The 14698-nt window shown below is 42.8% G+C and carries 12 protein-coding genes; 9 read left to right on the top strand and 3 right to left on the bottom strand.

All coding sequences use genetic code 11. The annotated features are described in order from the left end of the window. Positions 1-107 precede the first annotated feature (107 nt). On the top strand, positions 108-1217 hold the full coding sequence (lpxB, locus tag WKF69_RS00525) for a lipid-A-disaccharide synthase (RefSeq protein ID WP_340378572.1): 1110 nt from the start codon (positions 108-110) through the stop codon (positions 1215-1217). Positions 1218-1381: 164 nt separating this feature from the next. Here the strand turns inward: lpxB and WKF69_RS00520 are convergent, their stop codons facing one another. Together WKF69_RS00520 and acs are read right to left on the bottom strand one after the other, a co-directional pair. Next, entirely contained in the window at positions 1382-1567 is a 186-nt protein-coding gene (locus WKF69_RS00520; RefSeq protein ID WP_079703652.1) for a CsbD family protein, read from the bottom strand. A 186-nt stretch (positions 1568-1753) separates the two neighbouring features. Then, positions 1754-3661, bottom strand: a complete 1908-nt coding sequence (gene acs / locus WKF69_RS00515) for an acetate--CoA ligase (protein WP_340378571.1) — start codon at positions 3659-3661, stop codon at positions 1754-1756. A 930-nt stretch (positions 3662-4591) separates the two neighbouring features. Between acs and rpmB the strand changes: the two genes are divergently transcribed. The 8 genes from rpmB to WKF69_RS00475 all read left to right on the top strand — a co-directional run bounded on the left by rpmB (position 4592) and on the right by WKF69_RS00475 (position 13551). Then, positions 4592-4825: a 50S ribosomal protein L28 gene (gene rpmB / locus WKF69_RS00510; RefSeq protein ID WP_340378570.1), complete on the top strand. Its 234-nt coding sequence runs from the start codon at positions 4592-4594 to the stop codon at positions 4823-4825. An 84-nt stretch (positions 4826-4909) separates the two neighbouring features. After that, complete coding sequence (gene rpmG, locus WKF69_RS00505; RefSeq protein ID WP_079703649.1) at positions 4910-5092, top strand: 50S ribosomal protein L33; 183 nt, start codon at positions 4910-4912, stop codon at positions 5090-5092. Positions 5093-5176: 84 nt separating this feature from the next. Continuing rightward, complete coding sequence (locus WKF69_RS00500; RefSeq protein ID WP_340378569.1) at positions 5177-5344, top strand: DUF4295 domain-containing protein; 168 nt, start codon at positions 5177-5179, stop codon at positions 5342-5344. Between the two features lie 263 nt (positions 5345-5607). Then, positions 5608-6570 carry a signal recognition particle-docking protein FtsY gene (gene ftsY / locus WKF69_RS00495; protein WP_340378568.1) on the top strand — a complete coding sequence of 321 codons (963 nt, stop codon included), beginning with the start codon at positions 5608-5610 and terminating at the stop codon, positions 6568-6570. A gap of 14 nt (positions 6571-6584) precedes the next feature. Next, entirely contained in the window at positions 6585-7913 is a 1329-nt protein-coding gene (gene rimO, locus WKF69_RS00490; RefSeq protein ID WP_340378567.1) for a 30S ribosomal protein S12 methylthiotransferase RimO, read from the top strand. 48 nt (positions 7914-7961) lie between these two features. Then, positions 7962-9551, top strand: coding sequence for a bacillithiol biosynthesis cysteine-adding enzyme BshC (gene bshC, locus WKF69_RS00485; RefSeq protein WP_340378566.1), 1590 nt, complete (start codon positions 7962-7964; stop codon positions 9549-9551). Between the two features lie 4 nt (positions 9552-9555). After that, a complete protein-coding gene (locus tag WKF69_RS00480) occupies positions 9556-10650 on the top strand; it encodes an Ldh family oxidoreductase (protein WP_340378565.1) in 1095 nt (364 codons plus the stop codon). Between the two features lie 186 nt (positions 10651-10836). Next, positions 10837-13551, top strand: a complete 2715-nt coding sequence (locus WKF69_RS00475) for an Ig-like domain-containing protein (RefSeq protein WP_340378564.1) — start codon at positions 10837-10839, stop codon at positions 13549-13551. 25 nt (positions 13552-13576) lie between these two features. On the opposite strand, the gene lepB is transcribed toward WKF69_RS00475, so the two are convergent. Next, entirely contained in the window at positions 13577-14680 is a 1104-nt protein-coding gene (gene lepB / locus WKF69_RS00470) for a signal peptidase I (protein WP_340378563.1), read from the bottom strand. Positions 14681-14698: the final 18 nt, after the last annotated feature.

Raw genomic sequence — 14698 nt, 5'->3', positions numbered from 1 at the left:
GCACACCATGCCATCCCAATATTGAACACGTGGAATTGGGGTTGAAAGCGAAACACCCATAGCTCCTTAATAATTGATACCCGCTACCTTACACCGATACTGCTCAAATGAAATACTATCTCATTGCCGGAGAAGCTTCCGGAGATCTTCACGGGTCTAATCTTATGAAAGGCCTTAAATCGGAAGATGCTCAAGCTGAGTTTCGCTTTTTTGGCGGCGACCTGATGAACGCTGAAGGTGGGGTAATGGCCAAGCACTACTCGGAGATGGCATTTATGGGATTTGTTGAAGTGGTAGCGAACCTTAATACAATCTTTAAGAACATAAAGAAGGCGAAGCTGGATATCCTGGCTTTCAAACCTGACGTGATCATACTTATAGATTTTCCTGGCTTCAATATGAAGATCGCCCAATTCGCAAAGCAGGAAAATATTCCGGTGTTCTATTATATCTCCCCGAAGGTTTGGGCCTGGAATCAACGACGGGTTTTGAAGATAAAAAAGTACGTTGACCGGATGTTCTGTATCCTTCCATTTGAGGTTGATTTCTACAAGCGCTGGGGAATGGAAGTAGATTATGTTGGGAATCCCATTCTGGATGCGATCGTAGAAAATGAAACTGACGTCCAGTTCAAGATTAATCATGATCTGGATGTCAGACCATTGATCGCACTTCTGCCAGGCAGCAGAAAGCAGGAACTGGACCGGGTTTTGCCTGAAATGGTTAAAACAGCAGACCGTCTTCCTGACTATCAATTTGTAATTGCAGGCGCACCAACCTTTACAGCAGACGATTATCTTCCTTACCTAAATGGCCAAAAGATCCCTGTAGTATTTAACTCAACATATAATCTGGTTCTCAACTCAAAAGCCGCTGTGGTAACGTCAGGCACGGCAACCCTGGAGACTGCACTTCTTAAAACTCCCCAGGTAGTCGTTTATAAAGGGAATCCTGTATCGATAGCCATAGCACGTCTACTCGTCAACATCAAATATATTTCCCTCGTAAATCTTGTAATGAACGAGGCTGTGGTTAAAGAGCTTATCCAGGAGGATTGTAATAGTAAAACGATTGGCCAGGAACTGGATATGATATTGCATGACCAGTTATATCGTACGGGTATCCTCATTAATTATGATGAACTCGCTATAAAAATGGGTTCCCCAGGGGCTTCGCAACGGGCCGCAAAGCTTATGGTTGGGTATCTCCGTGACTAGTAAGCAGTGATCGGTAATCAGCCATCGGTGGGTTAGCCCGGTGGCGCAACAGGTAACTGGTAACCGATAACTCGGTAACTCTAAAAAGCAGATCACATTATATGAAAAAATGCTCCCAAAAAAGAAGCTCCCCAAATGACTGGGGAGCTTCCTTGTGAAGTTAATTATAAGCTTCTAAGCCAGTCGATAACACCTTCACGGGTCTTACCGGTCTTTTGCTGTAATCTTCCGTACAGCTCATCATCTTTTCCCTCTTCGTATTTTAGATCGTCATCTGTCATATCTGCATATGCCTGTTTAACTTTTCCTTTAAGCTCATTCCAGCTTCCTTTTAATTCCAGCTTATCCATGGTAGTTTGTTTTTTAGTTATAGTATGACAACCCTGTTGACAGGAAAATGTTTCGACAAAAACCTGAGCCAAGAATCAGGAGCCAAGAATCAAGACACGGTATAGATCAAAATATAATAAGTCGCACGAACAGAAGTCTCGACGCCTGTGCATGTCTTGGATCTTGGTTCCTGGCTCTTGGTTCCGCTACATCGCTCCATGCTTTATCTCTTCCACCACATTCGGGTCTAAAAGAGTCGACGTATCACCAAGATTCGCTGTTTCACCTTCGGCTATCTTTCTCAGGATCCTCCGCATGATCTTTCCTGACCTTGTTTTCGGTAAACCTGATACAAACTGGATCTTATCCGGCTTAGCAATAGCGCCAATGATACGGGCTACTGTTTGTAAAATGTCCTTCCGTGTAAGCTCGTGATCATGGCCTGATGTGCCCAAAATAACATAGGCATAGATTCCCTGGCCTTTGATATCATGCGGGTATCCCACAACGGCACTCTCAATTACATCCGCATGCATATTAATTGCATTTTCAACTTCCGCAGTCCCGATACGGTGGCCTGAAACGTTTATCACATCATCCACACGGCCGGTTATCCTGTAATATCCATCCGCGTCACGTAAACAACCATCGCCGGTGAAATACATGTTAGGATAAGTTGCAAAATAGGTTGTCCGGCAGCGTTCATGATCCCCGTAAGTGGTACGGATAATACCCGGCCATGGAAATTTGATACAAAGGTTTCCGCTTACGTCATTTCCTTTAAGCTCGTTCCCTTGCTCATCAACTAAACATGGCTGAATTCCCGGCAAAGGAAGAGTGGCATAACCAGGTTTTGTAGGGGTTATCCCCGCGATCGGCGAGATCATAATGCCGCTATTTTCCGTTTGCCACCAGGTATCAACGATCGGGCATTTGCCTTTCCCGATGTTCTCGTCGTACCAGTGCCATGCTTCCTCATTAATTGGTTCCCCAACTGATCCAAGCTTGGTAAGCGAGCTCAGATCTTTGCCTTGCAAAGGTCCGTCTCCGAAACTCATCAACGAACGGATAGCTGTTGGCGCAGTATATAAAATATTGACCTTGAACTTGTCTATAATATCCCAGAAACGGCCTGCATCAGGATACGTCGGAACACCTTCAAACATAAGAGATGTTGCTCCCTGTGATAGCGGACCATAAATTATATAAGAATGGCCGGTGATCCAGCCGATATCAGCGGTACAGAAATGAACTTCTCCCGGCTCGTATTGAAATACCGTTCTGAAAGTATAACCCGTATAAACCATGTAACCGCCGCAAGTATGCACTACACCTTTAGGCTTGCCGGTCGAGCCGGATGTATAGAGTATAAATAAAGGATCTTCGGAATCCATATCCTCAGCCTCGCAAACCGGGTTGCCCTGGGTTTCAACTTTTCTTATCTCATCTTCCCACCACACATCGCGTCCTTTGATCATTGAAACAGGGGTACGTGTGCGGGTAAGCACGATAATTTTTTGAACAGACTTACACTGAACGATGGCATCATCGATGATGCTCTTTAATGGAATATCTTTTGGCCCTCTGAAACCGCCGTCAGCGGTAATAACCAGGTTGCATTCTGCATCGTTTATACGATCAGCGATAGATTGCGCTGAGAATCCGCCGAAAACAACAGAATGTATAGCTCCTATACGGGCACAGGCAAGAACAGCAATGGCCAATTCCGGAACCATTGGCATATAGATACATATACGGTCACCCTTTTTTACCCCATTGTTCTTTAACACATTAGAAAACTGGCAAACTTTAAAATGAAGCTCTTTGTAAGTGAATTTCCGGTAATGTTCTTCGATGTCGTTTGGCTCCCAGATCAAAGCGGTTTTATCACCGTCTTTTTCGAGGTGGCGGTCAAGGCAATTTTCAGTGATATTTAACTTAGCACCTTTAAACCATTGCACATTAGGCTCAACAAAGTTCCATTCTAATACCTTATCCCACTTTTTCTTCCAGAGAAAGGTATCAGCAACCCCGGCCCAGAAGTTTTCAGGCTCTACAACACTGTAATCATAAACGCGTTTGTAATCGTCAAAAGAATTAATACGGAGATCCATTTTACTAGTATATAAATTATTTTTTCATACTGCTTATGCGGCATGAATCTGTCATTCGTGGGGTAAAAATAGTTTTCTCAGGTATAGGATGCAAGCGGATGGGGTAATATAGTGTAGAAGATTTGTGACGGGGTCAGAATATAGTTTATATAAGGTCGTGTACGTACCCTTTGATATTAAAACAATTTATGCACAGAGAACTCTTTTAAGTAAAATTAAAGCTAGATTGCAGAGAGACAAGATAGCGAGAGGATACATCCGAGAGATAGAATTGAGAGGATAAAAACAGTTTGTTTGCGAATGATATGCCAATTATTTGATTTTGGAAAGCAAAGTCTGTGCTCCTCGGAACCGGTAGTCCTGTGCTCTGCAGTAATTTTGCCATAAAATTTGGATTTAACGACACAGCTCTTCCTGCCAAAAGCTACTGCTGCCGCCCTGGTTTATATCGGTTAAGACATTGCTACTATTAAAGGACTGACGGAAGTTACGTTTGCAAACCCGACATAGCAGCACGGGCTCAAGTAAAATAAACGGGGGCGGCAGCAGTAGCTTTTGCCATCGATACATTCTCATGGAAACACATTTGATAATGGCAAAACTACTGCAGAGCACCCGTCTGACATTAATCAATGCTTCTGTCCTTGCTTTCTAAAAAAATATTAATGTCATTCACCCAACTTAATGTCCGGCCGGCAGATGCGACTTGGGTAGCCTGCCAATTACGATATCCCTACCTGACGGCCCGAACCAATCGGGGAAGAGCCATCCACTTCAGTTTTCAGTTTTCCACTTTCCACTTTCCACTTTCAACTCTCTCCCCGTCTTTTTTTACGAAATTTCACCCAAGTATTGCGTATCTGATTTTTTATCCCGATATTTGCAAACTCTTTAAAGAGTTGGATTAATAATAAAGATACACATAAAGTCATGTCGAGAATTTGTGATTTAACCGGGAAAATGGCGATGAACGGTTTTAACGTTTCTAATTCGAACGTAAAAACCAAGCGTAAGTTTTACCCTAACCTGCATGTAAAAAAGTTTTACATTCCCGAAGAAGATAGATGGATAACGTTGAAAGTTTCTACCTCCGCGATCAAAACCATCAGCAAAAATGGCATCACAGCCGTAATTAATAAGTTCCTTAAAAAAGGGTTTATATAGTTATAAGTATTAAGTCGTAAGTTATAAGTAGCACACTTGACTTACAACTTATAACCTACAACTTACAACTCAAAACAACATACAATGGCTAAGAAAGGTAATAGAGTTCAGGTTATTTTAGAATGTACCGAGCACAAAGAAAGTGGCATGGCTGGAATGTCTCGTTACGTTACTACAAAAAACAAAAAGAACACCACAGAGCGCTTGGAGTTAAAGAAATTTAACCCTGTTCTAAGAAAGGTGACTGTTCACAAAGAAATTAAATAGAAGTTATAAGTACTAAGTTATAAGTAATAAGTTATAAGCATCCTACTTACAACTTACAACCTATAACTAACAACTCAAAAAGAAATGGCAAAGAAAGTAGTTGCAACCCTGAAAACCGGAGCTGGTAAAGAATACTCAAAAGTTATTACAATGACGAAGTCGCCAAAATCTGGTGCTTATTCGTTCAAAGAAATAATCGTTCACAACGATCACGTTAAGGACGCTATTGCCGTATCAAAAGGCGGAGAGTAATCCTTTAAATGAATTTTAGAAAAGCCACCCGCGTGAGTACGTTGGGGGGCTTTTTTGTTGAGACCGGACAGTAATTGGTAATCGGTAATCAGTAATCAGTGCGTGGCGGTTAGCAAAGCGCATTAAACGTGGTTTATGAGATGTGCCACTGCTTACTGATCACTAAATACTACTAACTGAACACTGATTACTGATTACCATCGACGGTTGCTAAAGGAAAATAAAATGTCAAAGCATACCTCGTAACATTTACTAAACCGCCCATGGGATTATTCGATTTTTTCAAGAAGAAAGAAAACAATATTGAAGAACAGGAGGCTCTGGATAAAAGTCTGGAGAAATCCCGAGAAGGCTTGTTTTCAAAGATCACGAAAGCTGTTGTGGGTAAATCAACAGTTGATGAGGATGTTTTGGATGAGCTGGAAGAGATCCTGGTAACTTCCGACGTTGGAGTACAAACTACCCTGAAGATCATATCACGCATCGAAGCCCGCGTTGCCGAGGATAAGTATGTAAATACATCGGAGTTGAATGGCATCCTTCGCGGAGAGATTCAGAACCTGCTTTCAGAAAATAACACTAACGATTTCAGGAATTTCGAATACGGCGACCATAAGCCTTATGTGATCATGGTGGTTGGCGTAAACGGGGTTGGCAAAACTACCACTATTGGTAAACTGGCTCATAAACTTAAGCTTGCAGGTAACAAAGTTGTTCTTGGCGCTGCCGATACTTTCCGCGCGGCTGCCGTGGAACAGATTAAATTATGGGGTGAACGTGTTGGTGTCCGAGTAGTAGCCCAGCCGATGGGTTCAGATCCGGCATCTGTAGCCTTTGATACTTTGCAATCGGCAGTGGCAAATGGCGACGATGTTGCAATTATCGACACAGCAGGCCGCTTACATAATAAGGTTGCGCTAATGAACGAACTGACCAAAATTAAGCAGGTAATGCAAAAGGTTGTTCCGGGTGCACCTCATGAGATCTTACTGGTTCTCGATGCATCAACCGGACAAAATGCTATCGAACAATGCAAGCAGTTTACACAGGCAACTGAAGTGAACGCGCTCGCTCTTACAAAACTTGACGGCACGGCGAAAGGCGGGGTTGTTATCGGGATCTCGGATCAGTTTAAGATCCCGGTGAAATATATTGGTGTGGGTGAAGGAATAGACCACCTTCAGTTATTTAACAAGAAAGAGTTTGTAGACTCGCTTTTTAAATAAGAGAATTAAAGAAAATGAAGACTAAGATCAGTGCGAAGCTTCCTGCGAGACCCAGGGTAAACGTTATTACTCTCGGATGCTCGAAGAATATCCATGATTCAGAGGTTCTGATGGGACAGCTGAGGGGAAACCAAATGGATGTCATTCACGAAGCTGAGAAACTGAACAATAACGATATTATAGTGATCAATACCTGCGGGTTTATTGATAATGCGAAGCAGGAATCAATCGACACTATTCTCGAATACAGTCAGCTGAAAGATGAAGGCAAGGTTGGAAAAGTTATTGTTACCGGTTGCCTTTCTGAGCGATATAAACCAGAGCTTGAAGCTGAAATAACTAATGTCGATTCCTTTTTTGGTACCAACGACCTGCAGAACCTGCTAACTTCAATAGGCGCTGATTACAAGCATGAACTTGTCGGCGAACGCCTTTTGACGACCCCTTCTCATTTTTCATATTTCAAAATTGCTGAAGGCTGCAACAGGCCCTGCTCATTTTGCGCTATACCGCTTATGCGGGGCAAGCATGTTTCAAAACCAATCGACGAATTGGTTAAGGAAGCTAAATTCCTCGCAAAGAATGGAACTAAGGAATTAATACTAATTGCACAGGATCTGACTTATTACGGCCTGGATCTTTACAACAAACGTAATCTAGCCGACCTGCTCAGAAATCTTTCGGATGTTAGCGGGATTGAATGGATTCGTCTCCAATATGCTTATCCTTCAGGTTTTCCCATGGATATTCTTGAAGTAATGAATGAGCGGGAAAATATTTGCAATTATCTCGACATGCCCCTTCAGCATATTACTGATAATATGCTGAGTTCAATGCGCCGTGGAATTACACGGCAAAAGACGGTTGATCTTGTAAATTCCATTCGTGATAAAGTTCCCGGGATTGCTTTGCGTACAACCCTTATTTGTGGCTATCCTGGCGAAACGGAACAGGATTTCCAGGAAATGAAAGACTGGGTAGAGGAAACACGTTTTGAACGGTTGGGATGTTTTACTTATTCTCATGAAGAAAAGACGCATGCTCACCAATTGATCGACGATGTACCTGAAGAAGTAAAACAGGATCGGGTTGACGCCATTATGGGAGTTCAGCAGCATATCTCGTACGAAAAAAATCAGCAAAAAATCGGTCAGACTTTTAAAGTCCTGATAGACAAAAAAGATGGAGATTTCTTCACAGGACGTACTGAATTTGATTCTCCAGAAGTAGATAATGAGGTTCTGCTTGATGCGAGCGTTGATTATGCGACCCCGGGAAGTTTCGTAAATGTCAAAATCGATCGGGCCGAAGATTTCGATCTATATGGACGGATTGTCAAATAATCGATACTGCTGAGGGAATTCCGCAAATTCCTCTAATTTCGCTACTTGATGAAGGCAAATTATATTGATTACAGCGAAACTAACAGTTTCTCACCGGCAATAATTCGCTATCTGGAAAACGATCCTGAACTGAGCCCATTTATTAACTTCAGGGCAGACATCGAGGGTTTCCGGAACCTCATTAATACAAAAGCAAACCATTGTAATCGACAGATCCTGACCGAGGTGCTTACCGAGCAATATTCCAGGCCTGGTCATTCGATCCACAATTCAGTCAGCAACAATATTGACCTGCTTCTTAAAAAAAGCACTTACACCGTAACAACAGGTCACCAGCTTAATCTATTTACAGGTCCCCTATATTTTATTTTCAAAATAGTAACAGCTATAAATCTTGCAAAGGAATTAAAGGCAAATTTCCCTGATAAGGACTTTGTACCTGTCTACTGGATGGCTACTGAAGATCACGATTTCGCTGAGATTAACCATACCTACATCGCAGGTAAAAAGATCGCCTGGAATATCGAAACAAATGGCGCAACCGGTCGTATTGCTACTAAGGAAATAGCTAATACACTCAGGGAATACATCAGCACCTTAGGTGTATCTGATCATGCTGAGCATCTCAGCAAATTAATGCAAAGTGCCTACGCTGAAAAGTCAAATCTGGCAGACGCGACACGGTTTATCGTCAATTCATTTTTTGAGGAATATGGGCTGGTTATTTTGGATGCGGATAATCGTAAGCTAAAAAGCCAGTTTTCTGATATAACTTACCGTGATATTATTGAACAGAACAGCTTCAGGAATATTTCAAAAGGGAGTAAAGAACTGGAAGAACTGGGGTTAGAAACCCAGGTAAATCCCAGAGAGATAAACTTCTTTTATTTGAACGACAATCTGCGGGAACGCATCGTTTTTGAAGATAACAGATATACAGTTCTTAATAGTGAGATCAGTTTTACTGCAGACGAGTTAAAGGCGGAGATTAAGGAATATCCTGAACGTTTCAGCCCGAATGTAGTCATGCGCCCTCTTTTCCAGGAAGTAATATTGCCTAACCTGGCATATATCGGGGGAGCTGCAGAAATTGTATACTGGCTTCAGCTCAAACAAAACTTCGACTTTTACCATGTGGATTTCCCTATTTTACTACTCAGGAATTCGGCTATAATTACAAACAAACTTACAGCTAAGCTTTCCAGGCTTGACCTAACCCTGAAAAATATATTTGAGGATACTGAAGATCTCAAAAAGCGATGGGTTAAGGATCATACCGAACATGTCCTCAATCTAAACGACGAATTGCAAGTATTCGACAATATTTTTGAGAATCTAAAGCTTAGGACCCATAAGATCGATCCTACATTAGCCCCAAGTTCAGAGGCTGTTAAAGCCAGGCTACATAAGGCGATGAAGAACCTGGAAACTAAACTAATGAAAGCGGAAAAGCGAAATTTTTCAGACGCCCTGGTTCAGATTGATTCTCTAAAAGGCAAGCTTTTCCCTCGCGGGGGATTACAGGAACGGACGGAAAACTTCGGACTTTTCTATGTAAAATACGGCAAAGAATTCATTAAGGAGCTGGTCGAAAATTTCAAACCCCTGGATCTGAAGTTTACAATTTTAGAAGAATAGTTTCATGGCCTACCTTACATTTACTGAAGATATCCTCAGAAAGTTCACTATTTCCATTTTTGTAAAGATGGGCTGCTCTGCAGAACATGCTGAACTTGCCACTGACGTGCTCATCAAATCCGATCTTCGTGGAATTGATTCACATGGAGTTGCCAGGTTAAGCGGATATGTCCGGCTGTGGGAAAAGAAACGCATAAATACAAGTCCAAATATCCGCGTTGTTCATGAGACACCGACAACAGCGACAGTAGACGGCGATGCCGGACTGGGTTTGGTTGTCGCACCATTCGCTATGAAGGTTGCGATTGAAAAAGCTGAAAAATATGGCTCGGGATGGGTAGCGGTAAAGAATTCTAACCACTTCGGTATTGCTGGTTATCATACCATGCTTGCCCTTGAAAAAGACATGATCGGTTTTGCCATGACCAATGCCAGCCCGCTTGTTGCACCAACATTTGCTAACGAAAGAATGCTCGGCACCAACCCGATGTGCTATGCTTTTCCCGCAGGAAAATATCCGCCTGTTATTATTGACATGGCTACGTCTTCAGCTGCGAACGGCAAGCTTGAAATTGCTCAGCGTTCCGGGAAGCCCGTTCCCCATGGCTGGATTCAGGACAAAGATGGAAACCCATCAACTGATCCTCATGAACTGAAAAAAGGCGGCTCTTTACTTCCTCTGGGAAGCGACCGGGATCATGGAAGCCACAAAGGCTTCGGACTCAGCGCGACAGTCGATATTTTATCCGCAGTACTATCCGGTGCTAACTACGGTCCGTGGGTGCCTCCTTTTGTTGCCTTTCTTGAACCTTCTGATAACCCTGTAGGCGAAGGTATCGGCCACTTCCTGGGCGCTATGCGGGTTGATGGATTCAGGCCTGTAGATGAATTTAAATCTCATCTGGATAATTGGATTGAACGGTTCAAATCGGCTACCCCGGTTTCAGCAGATCAGGGTGTAATTATACCGGGGGAACCAGAGCTTCTGGCTGAAAAAGAGCGAAAGGTTAACGGAATTCCAATTATTGACGTAGTTTGCGAGGACTTGAACGGACTGGCTGAGAAGTTTGGGGTTGAAAGACTGAGGCATGAGGTATGAGGCTGGGAGGAGAGCTGGATGTTTAACACGTACACTTGCGCACTCGACAGTTGTCGGAAATCCATTATACTTCATACCTCTTACCTCCTGCTTCATATCTCAGTTAAAATATGTTAAACGCATCTTCGTTTCTATTTTAAAACACCATTTATTTATATTAGCGATATATCATACCCTATTTATTGCATGAGAATTTTACGCTTCCTGATTATCCCGTTTCTGGCCCTTATACAGGCAGATTTTGTGTACTCACAGGATACAGTGGGCCTTAATTCCTTAATCGAAAAGAATCAAAAATTAATTACTGAGTTTCCTACAGAGAAGGTTTACCTGCATTTCGACAAGCCTTATTATGCAGTTGGCGATACAATATGGTTCAAGGCTTACATTGCTTCCGGCCAGGATCAGCCTTCCGATCTGAGCAAGATTGTTTATGTAGACCTCGTTTCGGACCAGGATACTCTTGTGAAAGCAATGCGGCTGCCTGTGGTTAACACTTCCGCATACGGCAGTATTACTCTTGACCCGCTGGTATATAAATCGGGAAACTACCGGGTGCGGGCCTATACATACTGGATGCTTAACAGTGACGAATCTTATTTTTTCAATAAGAATATTCAGATTGGGAATGCCATTAATCGAAAAGCAATCACCTCTATTTCTATAAAAGCTGAGGACGCAGGGGGATCACCCCGCGCAAATGTACAGGTGGTATACAAAGACCCGGATGGTAAGCCCCTTGCGAATGCCCGGGTTGCATGGCGATTAATTTCAAATTTTGAAGATATCTCAAAAGGTCGTGGCACCACAGATGCCAATGGTGTCCTGACACTGGCGCTGACAGCCAACCAAAAAGCAGCACTTAACGCAGGTGTACTGGAAACCATCCTGGAAATCGCAGATGATAAGATTACATCTACATTTCCATTAAAGAACTCATTTGCTGAAGCCGACATTCAGTTTTTTCCTGAAGGTGGCGAGTTTGTTGAAAATGTAAGATCAAAAATTGGATTCAAAGCTCTGGGTGAAAAGGGCCTTGGTATTGGCGTAACAGGCGAGATCGTCGATAACTCTGGAAAATCGGTTGCTACTTTAGAAACACAGCATCTTGGAATGGGCATTTTCGCCCTTTTACCCGAGCCTGGCCAATCCTACAAAGCAAACCTTAGTTTTTCCAATGGAGTAAAGAAGACGGTAGCGATCCCCGCGGCAAAGTCTGCAGGGATAGCGCTGTCGGTAATTAACACTGACCCAGCAAGCTTATTACTGAGGGTGACAAGTAATAACACTTATTTTACAGCTAACCAGAACAAGAACTTCTACATAGTTGCGAGGAGCAAAGGGGTAATTTGCTATGCTGCCAAAGCGTCGCTTAGTGCTGCGTCATTTTCGGCGTCCATTCCAAAGGATAAATTCCCGACCGGTATTGTACAAGTCACCCTGTTTTCATCCGCCGGTGAGCCATTAACTGAACGACTTATTTTCAACAAACAACGTGACGTTCTAACTTTAGCAGTCAATAGTGATAAAAAAACTTACGGGGTAAGGCAGCCTGTGAAGATGAGTGTAACTGCCAAAACTAATAATACGCCTGTTGAGGGCAATTTCTCCATTTCGGTTATTAATGAATCTAAAGTACCTTACGATGAGAATAAAGAATCTACAATACTAAGTACGTTACTCTTGTCGTCGGAACTGAAAGGCTATATCGAAGAACCAAACTACTATTTCAATCAGGTTAACGAGAAAAAACGATCTGATCTGGATGTACTTATGTTGACCCAGGGTTACCGCAAGTTTGCATATAAAGATATTCTGGCTGATAAAGGTCCAACAGTTAGCTTTCTCCCCGAACAGGGTATGGAATTTTCGGGAACGTTGAGATCTGCCAACGGGATGCCGGTTTCCAAAGGCTCGTTAAAGCTCGTTGTACCTAAAAGCAGATTCTATGCTGAAGCATTAACGGACGTGAATGGTATATTTAAATTCAAGAACGTTGTAGTTCCTGATTCCGCAGAAGTCTCCATCACTGCGAGAACTGCTACCGGTGCGAGGAACATGATGATCATGCTTGACGGCTCCGCTTTCCCGGCTGTCACTAAAAATGTGAATGCACCCGGTGAAGTGTTAAATATTGATAGTATCCTGAGTCCTTATCTTCAAAATAGTCAAAGACAATACAGGTTATCGACTCAGATGCTTCAGGAAGTTGTGGTTAAAGCGGCGCCTATTAAAAAAGTTAGCCATAATGATTTTCCGGCGCTGTCCGGCCTAAGCATGCTTGCTGACCATACTATAGACAATGAAAGATTTAAGGGTTGTAATGTAATGATCAGCTGTCTGCAGACCGCAGCTATGGGCTTAACATTCTCGGATAATAATTTCTTTGTGACCCGCGTTTTTAACAGCGGACTAAAAGTTCCCGTAGCAATATTTCTTGACGGCATGCAAATAGAGGCAACCTTTCTAAATAATATTGTACCATCTGATGTTGAAAGTGTCGAGGTCTTCCTGAAAGATGATCTGGGCTTGGTTAACCGCACATATGGCACCAATGGTGTATTATCAATTTATTCTAAAAAAGACGCGAAAAAGCCTGTTACCGCTGATGATCTTAAAAAGCTCTTCCCGCCAAACAACGTATTGACGTTTAACCCCCAAGGTTTTATCAAGGGCCGGGAGTTCTACGTCCCTAAGTATATTACAGCCGAAAGCCGTACAGTCGGATCGGATCTGCGTACAACCGTTTATTGGAATCCAAAGGTGTTTACAGATAAGAATGGAAACATGTCTTTCGAGTTTTACAATGGAGATAACAAAGGAAACTATAAAGCAACCGTTGAGGGAACTGATATTGATGGAAATTTAGCGAGGTTTATCTACCGGTATAAGGTGGAGTAATTCCGAAGTCCGATGTCTGACTTCCTTAATGTATCCCGTCCAGTATCCTGCTCCAACGGATCTTATTAAAGAACGACCCATTAGCATCCCAGCTCATCCAAACGAATAGCGCCTTACCTACAATATGGTCCTCAGGCACGAAACCCCAGTAACGGGAATCAAGTGAATTATCCCGGTTATCGCCCATCATCCAGTAGAAGTTCATCTTGAATGTATAGGTTGAGGTCTGTTTACCGTTGATCACGAAATTATTCCCAGCACGTTCAACTTTGTTGCCTTCGTATAACGTGATGGCTCTTTCATACAAAGGATATGATGCACTGTCAAGCTTAACAGTCCACCCTTCTTTAGGTATGATAAGCGGACCAAAGTTATCAGCCGACCAGGGATGGTTGGGACTGTGCGGAAAGATCTGCAGATCGCTTGGCGCTACATATCTTGTTACAGATTTAACGTTCGCCCATTTTTTAACTACCTCCGCATCTGCGCCTGTCATGTTAAAGAAGTACTCGTCTTCAGCAGAGCGCTGAGCTTCGATATGCATATCTTCAAGCGTCTGTGGATTAAATTCAGTTCCATCTGACTGTACTTTATAATATTTCTCGCCAAACTCCGGTACCTCTGCGGGCTTGCTGTTTACAAATACTTGTGCGTTTATGATGCTGATGGTGTCTCCGCCGATAGCAAGACATCGCTTGATATAATTTTCGCGCTTATCAACCGGGCGTGACAATGGCGCATCTGCATCCATTGGATAGTTAAAAACTACAACATCATTACGCTTTATTTTGCTCAAGCCTGGGAGTCGTCTGTACTTCCACTGGATTCCATCCCAATATGCTTTTGTGCCCGTCACCGGCATCGTATGATGAGCGAACGGGAAAGACACCGGAGTAATTGGCATCCGCGCGCCGTAGTTGACCTTACTTACAAAAAGAAAATCCCCTACGAGCAATGTCTTTTCCATCGAACCAGTTGGAATCGTATAGGCTTCAATGAAAAGTCCCCTAATCAGAGTGGCAGCAATTACTGCAAATAGGATCGCATCAAACCATTCCCTTCCCGCACTCTTTTTAACCTTTTTCTTTTTATCCTTAGACTTATCTTTATTCCAAAACTTCCAGTTCATATTGTTATTTATAACAAA

Origin of the sequence: Daejeonella sp., from assembly GCF_037719425.1 — a bacterium.
In the GTDB taxonomy this organism is placed as follows: Bacteria; Bacteroidota; Bacteroidia; order Sphingobacteriales; family Sphingobacteriaceae; genus Daejeonella.
This window is presented reverse-complemented; position numbering and strand designations above follow the sequence as displayed.

Excerpts from the sequence above, each read along its gene's own strand:
- lpxB (WP_340378572.1), top strand. The coding sequence starts at position 108 with ATGAAATACTATCTCATTGCCGGAGAAGCTTCCGGAGATCTTCACGGG.
- WKF69_RS00520 (WP_079703652.1), bottom strand. The coding sequence starts at position 1,567 with ATGGATAAGCTGGAATTAAAAGGAAGCTGGAATGAGCTTAAAGGAAAA.
- acs (WP_340378571.1), bottom strand. The coding sequence starts at position 3,661 with ATGGATCTCCGTATTAATTCTTTTGACGATTACAAACGCGTTTATGAT.
- rpmB (WP_340378570.1), top strand. The coding sequence starts at position 4,592 with ATGTCGAGAATTTGTGATTTAACCGGGAAAATGGCGATGAACGGTTTT.
- rpmG (WP_079703649.1), top strand. The coding sequence starts at position 4,910 with ATGGCTAAGAAAGGTAATAGAGTTCAGGTTATTTTAGAATGTACCGAG.
- WKF69_RS00500 (WP_340378569.1), top strand. The coding sequence starts at position 5,177 with ATGGCAAAGAAAGTAGTTGCAACCCTGAAAACCGGAGCTGGTAAAGAA.
- ftsY (WP_340378568.1), top strand. The coding sequence starts at position 5,608 with ATGGGATTATTCGATTTTTTCAAGAAGAAAGAAAACAATATTGAAGAA.
- rimO (WP_340378567.1), top strand. The coding sequence starts at position 6,585 with ATGAAGACTAAGATCAGTGCGAAGCTTCCTGCGAGACCCAGGGTAAAC.
- bshC (WP_340378566.1), top strand. The coding sequence starts at position 7,962 with ATGAAGGCAAATTATATTGATTACAGCGAAACTAACAGTTTCTCACCG.
- WKF69_RS00480 (WP_340378565.1), top strand. The coding sequence starts at position 9,556 with ATGGCCTACCTTACATTTACTGAAGATATCCTCAGAAAGTTCACTATT.
- WKF69_RS00475 (WP_340378564.1), top strand. The coding sequence starts at position 10,837 with ATGAGAATTTTACGCTTCCTGATTATCCCGTTTCTGGCCCTTATACAG.
- lepB (WP_340378563.1), bottom strand. The coding sequence starts at position 14,680 with ATGAACTGGAAGTTTTGGAATAAAGATAAGTCTAAGGATAAAAAGAAA.